The organism is Acinetobacter sp. TAC-1, from assembly GCF_029025845.1.
Classification (GTDB): Bacteria; Pseudomonadota; Gammaproteobacteria; order Pseudomonadales; family Moraxellaceae; genus Acinetobacter; species Acinetobacter guillouiae.
This window is the reverse complement of the sequence record NZ_CP118892.1, coordinates 985,538-1,002,620: the sequence shown is the minus strand read 5'-3', so window position 1 is coordinate 1,002,620 and position 17,083 is coordinate 985,538. Positions and strand designations below refer to the sequence as shown.

The 17,083-nt window shown below is 42.9% G+C and carries 17 protein-coding genes; 2 read left to right on the top strand and 15 right to left on the bottom strand.

Annotation, left to right across the window (positions count from 1 at the left end; all coding sequences use genetic code 11):
- Nucleotides 1-28: 28 nt before the first annotated feature.
- The gene (locus PYV58_RS04660) at nt 29-1,459 is read right to left on the bottom strand and encodes a PLP-dependent aminotransferase family protein (protein ID WP_034615782.1); all 1,431 of its coding nucleotides are present in this window, start codon (nt 1,457-1,459) and stop codon (nt 29-31) included.
- Nucleotides 1,460-1,568: 109 nt separating this feature from the next.
- Between PYV58_RS04660 and PYV58_RS04655 the strand changes: the two genes are divergently transcribed.
- Both PYV58_RS04655 and PYV58_RS04650 read left to right on the top strand, forming a co-directional pair.
- Nucleotides 1,569-2,351, top strand: coding sequence for an aldolase (locus PYV58_RS04655; RefSeq protein WP_004823445.1), 783 nt, complete (start codon nt 1,569-1,571; stop codon nt 2,349-2,351).
- Between the two features lie 5 nt (nt 2,352-2,356).
- On the top strand, nt 2,357-3,241 hold the full coding sequence (locus PYV58_RS04650; protein ID WP_034615826.1) for a dihydrodipicolinate synthase family protein: 885 nt from the start codon (nt 2,357-2,359) through the stop codon (nt 3,239-3,241).
- A gap of 217 nt (nt 3,242-3,458) precedes the next feature.
- On the opposite strand, the gene PYV58_RS04645 is transcribed toward PYV58_RS04650, so the two are convergent.
- From PYV58_RS04645 to PYV58_RS04580, 14 genes are all read right to left on the bottom strand, one after another.
- Complete coding sequence (locus PYV58_RS04645; RefSeq protein WP_034615785.1) at nt 3,459-4,652, bottom strand: hypothetical protein; 1,194 nt, start codon at nt 4,650-4,652, stop codon at nt 3,459-3,461.
- A 144-nt stretch (nt 4,653-4,796) separates the two neighbouring features.
- On the bottom strand, nt 4,797-6,437 hold the full coding sequence (locus PYV58_RS04640) for a thiamine pyrophosphate-binding protein (protein ID WP_034615787.1): 1,641 nt from the start codon (nt 6,435-6,437) through the stop codon (nt 4,797-4,799).
- A gap of 38 nt (nt 6,438-6,475) precedes the next feature.
- Nucleotides 6,476-7,942 (bottom strand): aldehyde dehydrogenase, encoded by a 1,467-nt coding sequence (locus PYV58_RS04635; RefSeq protein WP_034615789.1) that lies wholly within the window; start codon nt 7,940-7,942, stop codon nt 6,476-6,478.
- Nucleotides 7,943-7,954: 12 nt separating this feature from the next.
- Entirely contained in the window at nt 7,955-8,746 is a 792-nt protein-coding gene (locus tag PYV58_RS04630) for an aspartate dehydrogenase (protein WP_034615792.1), read from the bottom strand.
- A gap of 9 nt (nt 8,747-8,755) precedes the next feature.
- Complete coding sequence (locus PYV58_RS04625) at nt 8,756-9,550, bottom strand: SDR family oxidoreductase (RefSeq protein WP_004823453.1); 795 nt, start codon at nt 9,548-9,550, stop codon at nt 8,756-8,758.
- 20 nt (nt 9,551-9,570) lie between these two features.
- The gene (locus tag PYV58_RS04620; protein ID WP_034615794.1) at nt 9,571-10,383 is read right to left on the bottom strand and encodes an alpha/beta hydrolase; all 813 of its coding nucleotides are present in this window, start codon (nt 10,381-10,383) and stop codon (nt 9,571-9,573) included.
- Nucleotides 10,384-10,425: 42 nt separating this feature from the next.
- On the bottom strand, nt 10,426-10,947 hold the full coding sequence (locus PYV58_RS04615) for a cupin domain-containing protein (RefSeq protein WP_004717620.1): 522 nt from the start codon (nt 10,945-10,947) through the stop codon (nt 10,426-10,428).
- A gap of 24 nt (nt 10,948-10,971) precedes the next feature.
- Complete coding sequence (locus tag PYV58_RS04610; RefSeq protein ID WP_004823455.1) at nt 10,972-12,195, bottom strand: MFS transporter; 1,224 nt, start codon at nt 12,193-12,195, stop codon at nt 10,972-10,974.
- A gap of 40 nt (nt 12,196-12,235) precedes the next feature.
- The gene (locus PYV58_RS04605; protein WP_034615797.1) at nt 12,236-13,447 is read right to left on the bottom strand and encodes an FAD-dependent oxidoreductase; all 1,212 of its coding nucleotides are present in this window, start codon (nt 13,445-13,447) and stop codon (nt 12,236-12,238) included.
- 25 nt (nt 13,448-13,472) lie between these two features.
- Nucleotides 13,473-14,405 (bottom strand): VOC family protein, encoded by a 933-nt coding sequence (locus tag PYV58_RS04600; RefSeq protein WP_004717628.1) that lies wholly within the window; start codon nt 14,403-14,405, stop codon nt 13,473-13,475.
- A gap of 11 nt (nt 14,406-14,416) precedes the next feature.
- The gene (locus PYV58_RS04595) at nt 14,417-15,181 is read right to left on the bottom strand and encodes an SDR family oxidoreductase (RefSeq protein WP_034615802.1); all 765 of its coding nucleotides are present in this window, start codon (nt 15,179-15,181) and stop codon (nt 14,417-14,419) included.
- The gene (locus PYV58_RS04590) at nt 15,174-16,241 is read right to left on the bottom strand and encodes an aromatic ring-hydroxylating dioxygenase subunit alpha (protein ID WP_034615805.1); all 1,068 of its coding nucleotides are present in this window, start codon (nt 16,239-16,241) and stop codon (nt 15,174-15,176) included. Before PYV58_RS04590 ends, PYV58_RS04595 begins: the two co-directional genes overlap by 8 nt.
- 17 nt (nt 16,242-16,258) lie before the next feature.
- Nucleotides 16,259-16,558, bottom strand: coding sequence for a recombinase-like helix-turn-helix domain-containing protein (locus PYV58_RS04585; RefSeq protein WP_004823462.1), 300 nt, complete (start codon nt 16,556-16,558; stop codon nt 16,259-16,261).
- Nucleotides 16,559-16,583: 25 nt separating this feature from the next.
- Nucleotides 16,584-16,889: a non-heme iron oxygenase ferredoxin subunit gene (locus PYV58_RS04580; protein ID WP_034615827.1), complete on the bottom strand. Its 306-nt coding sequence runs from the start codon at nt 16,887-16,889 to the stop codon at nt 16,584-16,586.
- Nucleotides 16,890-17,083: the final 194 nt, after the last annotated feature.

Genomic DNA, 17,083 nt, shown 5'->3' with positions numbered 1-17,083 from the left:
AAATACTTTCTAAGTCTCTTAAGCATCATCAGCTCACAAAAACCTGATACAACTTTTCAACAGTTTGACGGATTTCCAATTCGGTCAGGGCTGCAAAACCAAAACGAATATAGAAACTGTGATCAGAATGATGCCATTCCGAACCAAAATCATATTCAGAATCAATATGTAATTGTTTTAAAACCGTTAAAAACTGCTGTTGAAAAGGTAACTTAAACTTTACCCACAACGCCATGCCGCCTGCGGGTGGGGCTATTTCAACCCACTCCTCAAAAGTCTGCTGAAAAGCCCTCACAGCAAAGTCTCTACGTTGCTGATAAATCTTACGCATTTTACGGATATGCCGCTTAATTTCACCCTGCTGCATCAGCTCAGCCATTGCCAATTCAGTAATCGCATTGCCCTGTTTATCGATCAGCAAAATGTCTTGTTTCATCGCCTGAATAATTTGCACATTGGTCACCACATAACCAATTCTTAAACTGGGCGCAAACACTTTAGACAAAGAGCCGATATGAATCACTTTGTCTGCTGCCGGTAAGCTGATTAACGGCGGAATGGGTCGACTGTCATAATGAAATTCATGGTCATAATCATCTTCAATAATATAAAAATCAAAGGCTTTAGACAGCTCTAACAGCTTTAATCTTCGATCCATAGACATCGTCACTGTCGTTGGATATTGATGATGAGGTGTGGTGTATACCGCAGCAACTGCATGGCTGGACAAAATTTCAGTTAAATGATCGGTATCTAGACCATGCTTATCCAAACGCACGCGAATAATTTGATAATGATTAGACAGGAATGTTTCCACTGCAGGTGGATAAGCCCATTGCTCTACCACAATAATATGACGCTGAGGCTGATGTTGAGCCAGAACCCGCGCAGCTAGAAAAATCCCCATTTGACTGCCACGAACCACACAAATATTTTCCATAGAGGTCTGTATAAAACGCTCCATAGACAACATTTCTAATAAGGCTTGACGAAGTTCTAAACTGCCCTGCGGATCTCCATATCCCATGGTTTGATGGCGTGTTACTTGAATCAATGCATGCCGATAAGCCCGTGAAAACAATTCATACGGGATCAACCGATTATCTGGCACACCATCATTTTTGATCAGCATCTGAGTTGGCAAAACTGCTGTGATATCGACCTGTTCGGGTGTAGGCGATGACTGCACTTTTAAGTCTGGTAAATTTTCAGAGACAAAGGTGCCTTGCCTAGCTTTTGAAACCAGCCAACCCTGTGCCTCCAAATCTTCATATACCGATTGTACGGTTTTTCGGTTAATCCCGAGTTCATCCGCCAGTGTACGTGAACCTGGCAAGCGTGTTGCCTGAGTAATTCTGCCAGATAAAATCTCTTGAATAATCTGATTTGCCAACTTTAAAAAAAGGGTCTTTTCTTCACGATCTTCTAAATGTAGCCGAATTTTCCAAGGCTGACGCATAACTCTCTGGCCCATATAAGTTTTAGAAACTGGATATTTTAATCCATCCACAGAATTTTTATTCTGTACTTAGGCGATGTGAAAATCAACTCAGCGAGAGGTTTTATTTATGCAAACGGCACAACTCGATAAACAGCAATTGATGCAAAATGCACAGCAAAATATGCAGCAATTTATTCAAGATTCAAACTACACAGATCGACAAAAGTTGGCATTAAGCTGCCGTATTTTATTTGACCACGGCCATGATGCTGGCTTAGCGGGACAAATCACTTGTCGTACCACGCAAGGCAATAGCTTTATCACCCAGCGTTTTGGTCTCGGCTTTGATGAAATTACCGCGCAAAACTTATTGGAAGTTGATGAAGATCTAAAGCCACTAGATCAACAAGGCATGGCAAATCCTGCAAATCGCTTTCATACATGGATTTATAAACAACATCCTGAAGTGAATTGCATTATCCATACCCATCCAACACATATTGCAGCGTTGTCGATGCTCCGTGTGCCCTTAGCGATCGCACAAATGGATACCTGCGCTTTATATGAAGACTGTTCTTTTGTGGAAGAATGGCCGGGAGTCCCCGTCGGCAATGAAGAAGGTATTTTTATTTCAGAAGCCTTAGGTAAAAACCGCGCTGTACTGCTATCACATCATGGTCAGTTAGTAGCAGGTAAAACCATTGAAGAGGCTTGCAACTTAGCCATTTTAATTGAACGCGCTGCCCGACTTCAGCTTTTGGCAATGGCTGCTGGACAAATTCAGCCTATCCCACATGAACTGGCAAAAGAAGCCCACGACTGGGTCTCTACCAACAAGCGTAATAATGTCAATTTTGCCTACTATGCGCGTAAAGCTTTAAAAAATCATGCGGACTGTATCGAGGAGTAATGAAAATGAAATTAGAAGGCATTATTGCATACCCAATCACACCATTTCACCCAGACACACAAGCTGTCGATGTTGATGCACTGACCATCACATTAAATGCTCTGCTAGAACAACAATGTAATGCGATTGTGCCATTGGGCAGTGCTGGTGAAAGTGCTTATTTATCTTGGCAAGAATGGCAACAAGTCGCACAAAAAAGTATCGAAGTCGTTAATCAACGTGTCCCGGTCATGTTGGGAATTTCTGAACTCACAACGGCGATGGCGATTCAAAAAGCCCAAAAAGCCGAGGAGCTTGGCGCTGATCTAATTATGGTGATTCCAGTGTCTTACTGGAAACTCAATGATCAAGAAATCTATGATTATTATCAGCAAATTGCTGCATCCACCAAACTGCCGATCATGGTCTATAACAACCCTGCAACCAGTGGCGTAGATATGTCACCAGAATTGATCGTGAAAATGTTTCAAGAAATTGAGAATATTTGCATGGTTAAAGACAGTACAGGTGATATTCAGCGCATGCATAAATTTCATGAATTATCCCAAGGACAGTTGCCCTTTTATAATGGCTGTAATCCTTTGGCGCTTGAAGCATTTTGTGCAGGTGCAAGTGGTTGGTGTACTGTGGCGCCAAATCTACTCGGTCAGCTACCAAGTCAATTATATCAGGCAGTCAAAGATGGTGATTTAGACCACGCCAAAGCCTTGTTTTATCGTCAATTGCCTTTGTTGCGCTTTATTGTACAAGGCGGCTTACCGAAAACAGTCAAAGCAGGTTTAAATGAATTAGGTTTTTCTGTAGGTGAACCAAGAAAACCGTTACAACATGCCACTCCACTAGAAGTTCAGCAATTAAAGTCGTTGATGGCCTTAGCAAAACAAGCGTAAACCATCGACGTATGCGCTTGTGAAGTTATAAAATTGATCCGATAAACATGCTTTGTTGCATACACAGCCGATCCGCTGCTTTGACAGATACTCATTTGACAAATACTCAAATGATAAGTAAATGTCATCCATCGGTGTTTAAATCTAAATGCAACAAAGCAGTTATTGCCATAGCAAATATCGGCATAACAAACAGATCAATTCCCAAATCAGCTTTTTAAAAACTAAATCCAAGGTTTAAATTGATCCGATACAACCATTGGTCACTATAGGGTGAAACGGTCGAGCTAAAACCGGTTGAATTCATTGCACCACCAATAATATTGGCATTTTTCCCCCAAGTATAATCGGCCCACACCATAAAGGGTGACGCAATAAACATCATCCCAGTGGTATTCATTTGAGAATCTGACCAATCATCACGTTTCTTATCCATATAACTATAATCATTGTAGAATCGGATCGCTTTGAGTTTGCCCATATTTTGCATAGGTAAGGTATAGGCAAGATTTAAACTGGCAACTGTCGCTTCAGAGGCAATAAAATAAGCAGGGGTAAATCCGTTATTCCCCATTAAAGTCATATCATTATTGACCCCATCAGGATTCTTTGCATCATATTGATAATGAATCACAGAGCTTTGTAAATTAAAGCGTTTGTAATTGTTATCGCTATGCACCCCTACTGCATAATATTGGCCATTTTTATCGGTGGTTTTATTATGCAATTGCGCAATTGCCCCCGATACCCCGACTTCCTGCTTACCCACTTTGGTGTCTAACTTGCGCACAATCCGCGTATTGAATTGATGGCGCTTTTCATTTTGATAGGCTTTTTGACTTGGAAATGCATTGTCGGCTAGGTCATCATAAGTGGCACTTTCGGGCGAATAGCGCAGATTGGCTGCCAGCATTTCAGGGTAATAGCCCAGTTTTACATCCCAGTCCTGATTATGAAAATTCCAGTTCAAACCTGGCGCAATGTTATTGCCATAGCCCAAAAAGAATGGAATATGGTAAGTCCAACCATTTTGCGGATAAGGATAAATCGCAAAAGGTTTATATACAAAGCCGGCTTCTAGACTATTCTGTTGATCTAAATTGTAGCCCACGTAGGCTTTTTCGATCGAGCGTTTCTCTTGGTCTTGAAACAAGTAGCTTGCATTAAAATAGGCATCGTCAAATTTACCTTTGACATCGACTCTAAAAATATCAAAATAGAGTTTGCCAAAGCCATCATTCGGTCCTTCCCAATTTTCATAGCGTTGGTTTAATCGCACCACGCCACCCAATTTTATAGAGTCCGTCTCATCTTCACTTTTCCATTCTAATGCTGAGCTTTGCGCCAAAACATTGGATGTGGTACCCAAATACAATGCTGCAAGTAGCATCGCGATAGCTGTCTTTTTCATAATTGCGTCCTTCCCTTGTGTTCCAACGATCCTGTTGGACTTTTGTTTTACTTATAAAACATAGTTTTTATTGTATTTTGAGCAAAAAAAATTGCTGGTGAATTTACTGAACATCCGATGCCAACATCGAATGTTCAACTGGGTTTAATAAAGTTTTTTCTGCGGCGGTCCTGCAAAGTTCAGTGGTCCAATCGAATTCATATCCAATTCGATCACACTTGGCCCTTGAAAATCGACCGCTTGTTGAATCACACTTTTAAACTCATCTGCACTGCCCACTTTCCAGCTTTTCACTCCCATTGCTTCCCCTAAGACTTTATAATCAGGGGTATGCAACTCGTTGAAATATTGACGCCCACCAAAGTAATTCTTTTGGATACCACGCATTACGCCATAACCACCATCGTTCATGATCATTAGCACCATGTTGGTATTTTCTTGCGCCATGGTGGCAATCTCACCGATACCGAGCATCAAACCACCATCGCCCACGAGACCAATCACTTTTTTATCTGGATTGGCAATAGAAGCGCCAATTGCCGTGGCTAAACCAAGACCAATTGCCCCTGCAAGTGAGTGAATATTTTGATTCGGTGCTTGTACTGGAAATAGTCGGCTGCCCCAAGTACTGCCCGACATGGTAATATCACGAACAAAGATGCCGTCTTGTGGCAGTGCCGCACGTAAGTGATCACAGATCAGTGCATATTGATCCAGCTGAGTACGCAGTGCCTCAATAGCGGACTGTTTGGCCGCAACAACCGCTGCATCATAATCTGCATCAACTTTTGAGATACCGCTTAGCCCTGTGAGCACACGTTGTAATACATCTTTGGCATCAGCACAAATGAAGTTATGAACTTTATAATTACGTTGCTGCGCCACTGGATTGGCATCAATCTGAATCAGATTATCAGGGAACTGCACCGAATAGGTTTTGGTTTCATTGCTGCGTAAACGCGAGCCCACTACCACCAATAAGTCAGCCTGTTTTAACAGTTGCTCGACCCCTGCTGAGTTATGGAATGCACCTAAACTGCGTGGATGCTCATCCGCTAACACACCACGGGCATGAGTCGAAGAAACCACAGGAATCCCAAGATCTGCAATGGCTTTCACTTCATCAACACTATTTAACGTGCCACCACCAATCCAAAAGATGGGGCGTTTGGCTTTTTTAACTTCATCAACTATTAAATCAATTTCAACTTGCTCAGCCTGCGGTAATTCAAGCGCTTTGACAGGACCTAAATTCAATGGCAAGTCAATTTCTGCAGCTTGCACATCAATCGGGAGCTCAACGCTTACAGGCCCCATCGGTACTGTGGTTGCAACACGAATTGCTTCACGAATTACACCCACTGCATTGTCTGGACTGGTAATACGAAATGCAGCTTTGCTTGAAGCACGTAAGAAGGTCAGTTGATCTTTGGTTTCATGGATAAAGCTGGCATCACGATCAAGATATTCACGTTCAACTTGCCCAGTTAAATGCAACACAGGACTCCCAGCATTCATCGCTTCAATCAATGAGCCTACTGCATTGCCTGCCCCTGCACCAGTACTGGTCAAAGCAACCCCTAAACCTTTAAAGCGTGAGTGACCATCTGCCATGGTGACTGCACCTGCTTCGCCACGCGCTGCCACAAAACGAATTTTTTCACGACGCCCTACGGCATCTGCAATTGGTAGGTTATGAATCGAAATCACCCCATAGATACTTTCCACTTGGTGTGCTTCTAAAACACGCGCGATTGCTTCGCCTACATTTACACGTTCTGTCATTGTTTATTCCTCAAAAACTTTTTCATTCCATGAATTTATTATTCACACCAAGGATTTGGCTGTTCGCTTAATCCCATATAAATACTTTTTTGCTGCATATAAGACAAAATACCTAAACGCCCTTTTTCACGCCCGATACCACTTTCTTTAAAGCCACCAAACGGTGCCGAAATAGAGAATTTTTTATAGGTATTAATCCAGACTGTACCGACTTCCAAAGCACGTGCAATTTGCCAAGCTTTACGGTAGTTTTCAGTCCAGATTCCTGCTGCAAGCCCGAAACAACTGTCGTTGGCTTGGGTGATTAAATCGGCTTCATCGTGATACTTCATCACCACCAAGACTGGACCAAAAATCTCTTCCTGACAGGTTTGTGCAGTATTATTTAAGCCCGTGATGATGGTCGGTAAGTAATAACTTCCTTTCGCCAAATCACCATCCGTCAGCGCTTGACCACCCACTATAACTTGACCACCTTCTTGCTTGGCCAATTGCACATAGGCATCGACAGAAGCCAAATGCTTTGGATTAATTAAAGAGCCCAAATGTACACCCGCTGTTTCTGGATGTCCCACTCGTAAAGCTTTGGTAATTTCAACCAAACGCTTAAGGAACTGATCGTAAATACCGTGATGCACGAAGAGTCGTGAACCTGCAATACAGGCTTGTCCTGCGGAACTAAAGATCCCATAAGCCACCCCTTTAGCAGCCAATTCAATATCTGCATCAGGCATAACAATCGTAGGGGATTTTCCACCAAGCTCTAATGAGGTGGTAATCAATTTATCTGCGGCAAGATGAGCCAAATGACGCCCTGTAGTGGTTCCGCCTGTAAATGAAATTTTGCGGACCAAAGGATGCTTTACGATGGCATCACCAATTACAGAACCACGCCCCACTAAAACACTGAGTAAGCCTTTTGGCAGTCCTGCTTGTTCAAAGATTTTGGCGAGTTCCAAGGCAATTAAAGACGTTGCTTCTGCCGGTTTAAGGATCACCGCATTTCCAGCAGCAATCGCAGGGGCAAGTTTTTGAACTTCACTGGCAATCGGTGAGTTCCACGGTGTAATCGCGGCCACCACACCGACAGGTTCATGCACACTCATGGTCATAAAGTCAGCCGCACGTTGTGTGGTGAGTTCATCATTCAGCGTTTCACATGCTGCGGCAACATAGCGTGCCGTCACGGCTGCACTCATCACTAAACCACGTGTTTCAGCCAGTGGCTTACCATTATCACGGGTTTGTAATTTTGCAAGCTCATCTACACGCGCTTCAATAATCTCTGCCACTTTATACAAAATACGCGCACGTTCATGTGGCATGCTATTGCGCCAGCCTGCTTGTCGCCATGCCAAATCTGCTTTTTCAATTGCTTCATTGACATCATCTAAACTCGCTGTAGAAATTTCAGCATTTACAGATTGATCTGCTGGAAACAGACTTTGAATCGTATTGCCTTTACCTAATCGCCATTCACCTGCGATATAAATTTCCTTTACCATGATCAAATCCTTTTAAATCTGAATTGCTTCAACGCTATTGCGACATGCACGAATCACGCTTAGCGCAGCCAAAGTTGAGGTTTTGGGATTACTTGCCAAAGGCACCCCCACCAATTCAATGGTCATTTCACCAAACACGCCTTCTGCCACAATGGTGTGCTTGTTTTTATTGGTTTTTGGATCAACCGTAAGCTCAACCATGGTTTCATCCATGCCTAAACCTGCGAGTGCTATGGTCGCTGCAACATTGGCATTGGCTGGAAACTTCAGTGCTGCTTCTCTGGCTGTACCACGAAAAAAAACCATAGCTCCACTGACCTGATCGAGATCAACCAATTGTTCAGCATAACTGCCACGCCAACTCTTCGGACTTTTACAGCCTTTATAGGTGACCTTTTCCAAACCACCTTCTTTTGCCGCAGAGATACCATCGATCCCCGCAATCGCACCTGCTAAAAGATGCAGATGGGCATCGTGTTGTTCCGCAGTCTGTTTCAGTTGAGAGAAAAATTCGCTATCGGCTAAGGTTCCCACTGAAATCAGACCAATGGTCCAACCTTTGGCTAACACCTTTTGGGCATGTTCTTTTACCGCCGCTTGGCCTGCCACTTCAATCACATAATCAGGCGTGCCAAGGCATTGATCAATCGAACTAATCACCTGTACCTGAGCGGATACTTGTGCCTGTACTTTTTCAACACTGCGTGCAGGCACCACAATCCATTTAAGCTGTAAATCTTGTGGCATATGTGCATACACTTCTGCTGCCATTGCACCGAAACCAATCATCATCAACTGTTTCATGGGCACACCTTATAAATGTTTGTTAAATCCACCGGAGACATCCAAGGCTGCACCCGTGGTATAGGATGCCAATGGCGATGCTAAGAACACCAAAGCGCGTGCAGGTTCTTCAGGTTTACCTAAACGTTGCATTGGAATACCGCGGTTTTTTGCAATATTGCCTGTCCACTGTTCCCATGACGCTTGGCTATCTGAACGTGTTTCAAAACGGCGTTTCCACTGTGCCGACTCCACCATGCCCAATAAAATTGAATTCACCCGAATCCCATATTGGCTAAATTCATGTGCTAAGGAATGAGTTAAATTCAGCAAAGCGGCGCGTGCCGATGACGTCGCGATCATGTGTGGTTCAGGTTGCAAGGCCAGTAAGGAATTGACATTGGTGATTGATCCACACGCCGAATGTTTTAAATCATCTAAAAATGCACGGACAGGATGTAAGACACTGAAATACTTCAATTCAATTTCTTTCATCCAATCTTCATCTTGGGTGTCTTCAAAATTGGATACACGCCCTTGACCTGCGTTATTGATCAACATGTCGACATTGCCTAAATTTTGATTGACCTGTTGTGCAAAGCGTTTTACATCTTGTTTGTCTAAAACATTGCAGGCTTGAGTAAAAATATGGGCTTGCGGATACTTTTCCAAAATATAATTTTTTGATTCTGCTAAACGCTGTTCATCCCGACCACACCATGCCACTTTGGCACCTTCTGCAACTAAAATTTCGACAGCAGCCAAACCAATGCCTGACGAGCCACCTGTTACTACTGCTACTTTTCCTTCAACTTGGAAGCTCATATTTTTCTCTCGTTTGAGTCTTAACGTGCCGATAAAATAATGTCGTTAAACTGTTGTGGTTGATCGACATAACTCAGATGACCTGCATCTGTAATCAGATGACATCGGCTCAATTGCATTTCTGCGGCAAGGTCTTGAATACCTTGTGCAGGTGTAATTTGGTCCTGATCGCCTGCAATCACGACGCAAGGAACACGAATATCTGTTAAATAATTTCTAATTTCGTCATAGGCCAACAAATACGATGCATGGGTAAAACCATCTAGGGTCAAATCCTGCATCACCGCTGTGACCAAAGCCAAAGCATGAGCATCTTGTTTAAATATTAAATGCGGTCCACGACTTGCCGCCATGCCTGCATGACCTAAGCTTTTCAACAGCATTGGTCGTTTTTGATAAACCTGTGTTTTGCTTTCCTCATCTGAACGTTGATAACCTTGTGCCACATTGGCAATCAGCAAAGTCTGTACACGTTCAGGATAAAGATGAGCAAAAGCACTGGCCTGTAAAGCCCCAAGGGAATGACCAACCAGAATGGCTTGCGGAATTGCCAAAGCGTCGATTAAACCCAACAAACGTTGTGCATAATCTTCTGCATTCGGTTGCGCTGTATTTAAACCTTCCGATAAGCCATAACCCGGTGCATCCCAAGCAATCACACGAAAAGACTGACTCAGTACATCAAGTTGGTTGATCCATGAAGCAGAACCCGAACTAATCCCATGTAGCAAAATCAACGGCTGGCCTTGACCTGCCTCACGATAGGCGTGTACTTGACCATCCACTACAATGGTTTTGACTGGATATTTGGCTAATCGATCAAGCAATGTCATGGCTGGATTCCTTTGCTGTAGGGCTGGGCTTTGTCGATTCAATCAACGTTTGATTTGCGACAATGGATGTTCTGGTGGATAGTTCGGAATGGTCGGTTTACCCGCACCTAACATCACACACATCAAGGCATCTTCCTGACCCGGATTAAACAAGCCACGGTAAATTCCAGGTGGAATTGAAATCAGGTCTCGCTCTTTAAGTTTGGTTTGAAATTTCTCACCGTTATGTTCGATAAACAGGTCAATCTCACCACGCAACATAAAAAACACTTCTTCAACATCATGATGAATATGCAAAGGCCCTTCGCACTGCGGAGGTAAAACCATGGTTGAAAAAGTGAAGTTTTCTGCTGGAACAGTGTTGCCATCATTGACTACACCTGTTGCACCCGTACCCATATAACGCATTTGGGCACGGCGATATTTGGGGTCATAGTCCGCTTGGAACTTCAAGGCATCAAAATCATATTTACGTGTTTCAAAACGTGCGATACGGGTATTTAACCAATCTTGTAAGCTTGTACCTTCAGGCTGTGACCATGATTCGAATTGTTGAGTAGTCATGTTTTAACTCCTAGATATCTTGAATTAATAACGTTTTAGTAAAGGAACCAAGAAGAACGATCCAATCACAGCAACTGCTGCTAAGAAGGTAATTCCTAAATTAAAACTGTGGGTTTGCATCACGATGTAACCGATCAGAACGGGTGCAATTGCACTGGCAAAATTACCCAGTCCATTAAAAATCCCACCCGCAGTCGCGCCCACATCAGCGGTGGTCACACGAGCAAGTAGTGCAAATATTGCTGCGACACCAAAGCCCCAAGCCATTGCGCTGAGAGACATTGCAACAATCACTAAAATTGGATCTGTCATAATGACCATGACATACATAAAGATGCCGGCCACCAGTAAGCCACTGAATACCTGAATGGCACGACGACCTAATTTGTCAGAAAGAAATGCACCAATCACTTCACCAATCAACATGGCGATAAATGGGAAGCTTGAATAAATACCAAACTCTTTAAGGTTAAAGCCCTTGTCTTGGATCAAATAAGATGGAACCCAACTGTTTAATCCCCACAGATAAGTCATCAGTGCAATATTGAAAATACACACCAACCAAAAAGAACCGTTCTGTAATAACACTTTGGTGTTGTGGATATGCCCTTTAAAATTGACACGTTTACTGGTCGATTCCAGCTCAATGGTTTTCTTGAGTTGTAAATTACGTAAGCCAAACACAATCGCAATCAGTGCAATCACAGTTAGACCAGCCATCACAAAGAAGGTGGTATGCCAATCATGCTTTGCGAGAACAGCCGCGGTAATTGGAAAACCTAAGAAGGCACCGATCGGTGTACCCAACAAAAACATGGTGGAAGCACGTGCTTGCTGACGATCTGTATAAGTTTGTTTCACGATGGTATAAGCCAAGGCAAATAATGGGCCTTCAGCTAATCCAAGCAGAACGCGGAGAATTAACATCCCTGTATAGTTGGTGGTAAAACCCATACAGAACATGAGTATCCCCCAAGATAAGACGCTCCAAAACAGCATTTTTTTAGGACTAAAAATATCGCCTAAGAAGCTTAAAAACACTGAGGAAAAACCATAAGCCAATAAAAAGCTGGTCATTAACCATCCAAGTTTTGCTTTGTCTTGGGCAATCCCCATCGCACCCTGAAAGTGCGGGTCCGCAAATAAGACTGCGATACTAATTTTGTCGAAAAATGCCAGAACGACACAGATCATCAGGACAAAAGCAGGAACCCAATGCTTCAATCCACTTTTTTCTTCATTACTCATATTTCATTCCTTCGATTGAGTCATGAACCGGATTTAATGTTTATGGTTTTAATTTCATGACATTAAATTCAGGGTCTGCTAATAATTGGGGGTCTAACACGGTATTGGATTGCATCCAGCGCTTTGCCAGTTTGACCAGTTTTGAGTCATTGATCGCAATCATATTGATCAAACAGTTTTGTTCATCCAGATAAAGATAACTGCACTGATCAGCTGCATTTTGACGTAGCACAATCTGCTTGGTTTTTTCAGGTTGGTAAGTCCCTAAAATCTGAATATTGTAGTGATACTGGTCTGACCATAACCAAGGAATATCCAGATATTCCGTATCCATACCTAACATTGACTTTGCCGTGGCAATGGCTTGATTTTGCGCATTGGCCCAAGACTGAATGCAATAGCCCAAACTTGGATGTATCGCCACATCACCTGCGGCATAAATGTCTTGGTCTGAAGTTTGTCCAAAACCATTGACGACAATGCCATCTTTAACGTCTAAACCCGCACTCACACCTAGCTCTTTGGCAATATCTGCACCCGCACCCACTACTACACAATCAAATAGTTCACTGGCATTTGGATAATTCACCACTTCAACTTGCTGTTGACCGGCTTCAATCAAATGCACATTTTTACTATTTAAATGGATCTGAGTACCTTGTTGTTGATGCATATTTTGCAAAAATTCAGACACATCAGGGCTAACGCTACGTGCACAAAGTCGATCACCGTATTCAAAAACATGCACTTGTTTGCCTTGTTTCCGTGCCGTTGCTGCAATTTCCAAGCCGATCCAACCACCACCAATTACTGCTAACTTTTGCGTATGTTGTAAGATTTCGGCTAAACGTTCACAGTCTTGTACATTCCGTAAAGTCACCACATTGGGAATAAACTGCCATGTATTGACTGGCACACGTGCTCGGCTTCCAGTCGCAATCAATAATTTGTCATAAGGCAAAACTTGACCGCTTTCTAAAACCACATGTTTTTGTTGGCGATCCACTTGAGTTGCCACAGCTGGTTTATGCCACTCGATATTAAAATCTTGAACCTGTTCAGCAGAGAACAGATGCAAACTGTCATAACTGGCTTCTTTGGAGAGGACTTGTTTTGACAGCGGTGGGCGTTCGTAAAATACCCGTTCCTCATTGGATACCACATGAATTTCACCTAGAAATCCATGTTGACGGAGTGTGCTGACCGCCCAACCTGCGGCTTGTCCTGCGCCAACGATGACAATTCTTTGCATAGCTTAATCTCCCTGTTCCAACTGCTTATACAGGTTTGACTTGGCGACGAGTGTGGTCATCTAAACCACCTTCAACCGCCCACTCAGTAAAGAGTTCTAAACAATGTTCTTCAACACGTGGTTGCCATTCTTCCGTCAAATAATCATCATTGGTGTAGTATTCAAATGCACCACCCAAAGGTGAGTTGACATACCAGAAGTAAGCCGAAGAAATTGGATGACGACCCGGACCAATAAAAGTAGACCATTCAGAACGGTTCATGTTTAAGCCACCGCCAATCACTTCATGAATATCACGCACCACAAAGGCCACATGATTGAGTCCAGCAGGCTTATTGGGTACTGAAAGCAAGAACAAATCATGGTGATAGCCTTTGCCACGGCAACGTAAAAAAGCACCACGATTACGATAAGCATCCGATAAGAAGAAACCGAGCTTTTCGATATAGAACGATTCTGTTTTTTCTAAATCTGGGGTAAAGAACACCACATGTCCAATCGCAACAGGTTGCCCTTTTTCATACACTGGACTGGCTGCATTGACACGAGTGATACTGCCGTATTGATTAATCCCTTCTGTTTTTAACGCAGGTAGCTCTTGGGTAAAGCTGGCTTGAAAGCGAATGGTCATCCCATTTGGGTCTAAGCATTGCAGCATGTCAGCCGTGGCTTGATAACCATCTACATCTTTCAGGCGAGTCGCTAAATCAGCCAAATCCTGTGCTGCATCATCCAAGCCCCAAGTCACTTCTCGTAAAGTTGAGCCTGACTCGATGGCCTGTGGTAGACGCGGATCATCACAATCAAATAAATAAATTTTACTGCCGTTCTGGGTTTGATAAAGATCCGTACCCTCAATATCTGATTGGCTTGGCTTTAAACCAAAATCTGCCAAAAATTTATTTGAAGCAGCCCGATCCTCAACGCCAAACTTTAAAATCTCGATCCCTGTAATCATGAAACAATTCCTTAATTAAAGACAAAACCACCATTTACGGGAATATTCTGTCCAGTCACAAATGAGGACAAATCCGAAAGTAAATAAAGTGCTGTTCCGTTCAGATCCTGTGGTAACTGCTGACGTTGAATCGCACGACCATTTACATATAAATCATGACGTTCTTGTGGTACATATTCTGTTGCTTCAACCAACGTCAATCCTGGAGAAAGCGTATTGATACAAATATTAAATGGCCCTAACTCTCTGGCCATCGAACGGGTCATTGCCAGCAAAGCACCTTTACTTGCAACATAGGCCATTAAGTTAGGTGCGCCCCATAAAGCCGTATCCGATGCCACATTAATTACCTTGCCTGCATCGGACTGCTTGAGATATGGCACACATGCTTTGGTGACCAACCACGTCCCTTTGACATTGATGTTCATGACCCGATCCCATAGATCGGCGTCATAATCCATCAAGCTTTTACCACCCACATTGGTTGCAAGTGCAGCGCAATTCACCAAACCATCTATTCCAGCTAAATGTTCAGCTGCTTGCTGAACAGCCTGTTGAATCGAATCAGCATTGGCCAAGTCAATCGTGACCGCAGTCACCTGTAGACCCTGTGCCTGCAATACTGCTGCTTCTTGTTGCACAAGATCTGTCAAGATATCCGCCATGACCACTTGAGCACCTGCTTCAGCAATGGCCTGTGCAAAGTCTCGTCCCAAGCCTCTTGCTGCGCCTGTAACAAAGACTTTCTTGCCCTGCAACAATGCGACATTAACCATGAACTTGTTCCTGCATTTCAATACGGTTTGAGCTATTCAAGCTCGCAATTTTCTTTAACTGCTTTTCCGCTTCTTTTTTCATTAAACGGCGTAAGCGCGATAAACCGACATCATGTTGATAGAGGAATTCATGTTGACGTGCGTTTGGCGCAAGATTTTCTAAAATAATTCGATCTTGTTCCAAGACATCCCAATGCAGTTTTTCTAAATGATTGCGATAAAGAAAACGCCAAACATTACGTTGCCAGCCACTGACTTTACGACAACGCCAGAAGAAAACACGGGTATTTTGAGCATCAATCGGTGTGGCATAACCCACAATCCAAAACTCACCGCCTGGACCAAAATCTTTACGATAAGGAATCGAAAGACGCAACCAACTTGCACCGGTATTGGCATATTCAACCCAGTCAAAATTGACCCCTGTTTGCCCTTCTTTTTCAAAGACAAAACCATTTTCAGTTGAGCGGTGTTTCATTTCTGCAGTACGTTCACCGTCCGCCATTGAGTGCGAGGTACAATGCAAATAGGTGCCATGCATTGGGTCCATCACGTTATCAATCGCATATTGATGATTGACCTTCCAATCCGCTTGGCATAGGAATGAACTCCACTCCCCACTCGCCAATTGCTCAGGAAAATCAAGCGGCTGAGCGACTTCATTTGGATCAATGCCAAACCACAGGAAAATTGCACCATGTTGTTCAATCACTGGGTAGCTTTTCACACAGGTTGTGCCTTTCATTGGGCATTCATGTACTGCGGGTACATCTTCAACCTTGCCATCATGGCGAACTTCAACGCCGTGATACCAACATGCCACGCGATTACCTAAGTTCCAACCTAAAGAAAGACGCGCACCACGGTGCGGACAACGATCTTCTAAAGCATGCACCTGACCTTGGTCATCACGCCAAACCACGATATTTTCACCTAAACGGGTAATACCCACAGGATTGGCTGCGACTTCCCAACTTGCCAGTACAGGATGCCATTGATCACGTAAACCTAAATCTAAATACTCCTCAACACTCGGAGTCACTGTTACTGCTGCATTCATCACTGTTCTTCCTTGAATCAATAACCTAAACGTTGCATTTCTTCAGAAAATGTTTCAGAAGTCCAAAGTTCACCAGACTCGCAACGAAAACCTTGTTGATTTAAAGATTGAACCAAATCAGTAAGTTCTGTTACGCCTGAAGAAAAGGCTTGAATTAAATGTTGAACAAAATCCTGCTCATAGACTGTTGGCACTTTATAGCGTGTTTGCCAAACCAGAAGTTCTGGCTGTCCCGGTATTTGAATATTGTTGATCCCTGCTTCGGTCGCTGGCGTGGCATGAATCCAGTTCGCTAGCTTCTCATTAAATGTTTTCATGAGATTCCATCCTTATAAATAAGACTTATAGTTGAATTTGAACGTCCTGCCCTTCAACACGTACGGGATAAGTACACAAATCACGACATCCCGGTCCACTTTTTAGCTCACCTGTTTGAATATCAAAAATTGCCTCATGTAATGGGCATTCCACGGTTTGATCTTCAATAAAACCTTCTGTTAGCAACGCAAAGGCATGTGGGCAAACATTCTCGATCGCAAAATAATTGTCATCGATAAAAAAAACACCAATTTTCTTACCCTCGACTTCTATGGCTTTCGGCTCGTCTTCGGTAATGTCATCTTGCTGACAAACTGAGATCCAACTCATTTTTGCATCCTTATTTGTTTTATATATAAAACTTAATTTAGCATTTAAAACATAATGAATAGCATAAGCTTTGATCATTTTGCTTGTCAAATACTATATTTTTATTTTTTTCAATGGATTAATAAAAAGTTATATTTTTAGATGTTTCTTAATCAAAAAAATGTTTTATATATAAACATTGAGATTAGAAAAAT

What these genes read in the sequence shown, in the direction of transcription:
- PYV58_RS04650 (WP_034615826.1), top strand. Translation starts at nt 2,357, where the DNA reads ATGAAATTAGAAGGCATTATTGCATACCCAATCACACCATTTCACCCA.
- PYV58_RS04595 (WP_034615802.1), bottom strand. Translation starts at nt 15,181, where the DNA reads ATGGTTAATGTCGCATTGTTGCAGGGCAAGAAAGTCTTTGTTACAGGC.
- PYV58_RS04635 (WP_034615789.1), bottom strand. Translation starts at nt 7,942, where the DNA reads ATGGTAAAGGAAATTTATATCGCAGGTGAATGGCGATTAGGTAAAGGC.
- PYV58_RS04605 (WP_034615797.1), bottom strand. Translation starts at nt 13,447, where the DNA reads ATGCAAAGAATTGTCATCGTTGGCGCAGGACAAGCCGCAGGTTGGGCG.
- PYV58_RS04660 (WP_034615782.1), bottom strand. Translation starts at nt 1,459, where the DNA reads ATGCGTCAGCCTTGGAAAATTCGGCTACATTTAGAAGATCGTGAAGAA.
- PYV58_RS04630 (WP_034615792.1), bottom strand. Translation starts at nt 8,746, where the DNA reads ATGAAACAGTTGATGATGATTGGTTTCGGTGCAATGGCAGCAGAAGTG.
- PYV58_RS04585 (WP_004823462.1), bottom strand. Translation starts at nt 16,558, where the DNA reads ATGAAAACATTTAATGAGAAGCTAGCGAACTGGATTCATGCCACGCCA.
- PYV58_RS04655 (WP_004823445.1), top strand. Translation starts at nt 1,569, where the DNA reads ATGCAAACGGCACAACTCGATAAACAGCAATTGATGCAAAATGCACAG.
- PYV58_RS04590 (WP_034615805.1), bottom strand. Translation starts at nt 16,241, where the DNA reads ATGAATGCAGCAGTAACAGTGACTCCGAGTGTTGAGGAGTATTTAGAT.
- PYV58_RS04625 (WP_004823453.1), bottom strand. Translation starts at nt 9,550, where the DNA reads ATGAGCTTCCAAGTTGAAGGAAAAGTAGCAGTAGTAACAGGTGGCTCG.
- PYV58_RS04600 (WP_004717628.1), bottom strand. Translation starts at nt 14,405, where the DNA reads ATGATTACAGGGATCGAGATTTTAAAGTTTGGCGTTGAGGATCGGGCT.
- PYV58_RS04620 (WP_034615794.1), bottom strand. Translation starts at nt 10,383, where the DNA reads ATGACATTGCTTGATCGATTAGCCAAATATCCAGTCAAAACCATTGTA.
- PYV58_RS04615 (WP_004717620.1), bottom strand. Translation starts at nt 10,947, where the DNA reads ATGACTACTCAACAATTCGAATCATGGTCACAGCCTGAAGGTACAAGC.
- PYV58_RS04610 (WP_004823455.1), bottom strand. Translation starts at nt 12,195, where the DNA reads ATGAGTAATGAAGAAAAAAGTGGATTGAAGCATTGGGTTCCTGCTTTT.
- PYV58_RS04640 (WP_034615787.1), bottom strand. Translation starts at nt 6,437, where the DNA reads ATGACAGAACGTGTAAATGTAGGCGAAGCAATCGCGCGTGTTTTAGAA.
- PYV58_RS04645 (WP_034615785.1), bottom strand. Translation starts at nt 4,652, where the DNA reads ATGAAAAAGACAGCTATCGCGATGCTACTTGCAGCATTGTATTTGGGT.
- PYV58_RS04580 (WP_034615827.1), bottom strand. Translation starts at nt 16,889, where the DNA reads ATGAGTTGGATCTCAGTTTGTCAGCAAGATGACATTACCGAAGACGAG.